This window comes from Metasolibacillus sp. (genome assembly GCF_025291715.1).
GTDB lineage: Bacteria > Bacillota > Bacilli > Bacillales_A > Planococcaceae > Metasolibacillus > Metasolibacillus louembei.
Genome location: NZ_JAMBIZ010000078.1, coordinates 1 through 534, shown reverse-complemented (window position 1 = coordinate 534; position 534 = coordinate 1). Strand labels below are relative to the sequence as shown.

Sequence of the window (534 nt, the reverse complement as noted above, 5' to 3'; positions counted from 1 at the left end):
ACGAAAGCAGTTATTATTAATTCACCGAGCAATCCAACAGGAATGATTTATAGCAAAGAGGAATTACAACAGCTTGGAGAAGTATGTTTAGAACACGATATTTTAATCGTTTCAGATGAAATTTATGAAAAATTAATTTATGGTGGAGCAGAATATACTTCGATTGCCCAGCTTTCTAATGCATTAAAAGAACAAACACTTATTATTAATGGTGTATCTAAATCTCATTCTATGACAGGATGGCGTATTGGATATGCAGCAGGAAATAAGCAGCTTATTAAAGCGATGACGAACTTAGCGAGTCATAGTACGTCAAACCCTACTTCAATCGCTCAATACGGCGCAATTGCAGCATATGCAGGCTCACAAGAACCTGTAGAAACAATGCGTCAAGCATTTGAAGAAAGATTAAACATTATTTATGATAAATTAATTCAAATCCCTGGCTTTACTTGCATTAAACCACAAGGTGCATTTTACTTATTCCCTAATGTAAAAGAAGCTGTAGCTTTATCAGGATACGAAACTGTGGAT

Annotated in this window: 1 pseudogene; it reads left to right on the top strand. The window is 35.0% G+C overall.

The window, feature by feature from the left end:
• Positions 1-534: pseudogene (aspB, locus tag M3Z76_RS19700) on the top strand (aspartate transaminase AspB); the annotation flags it as partial.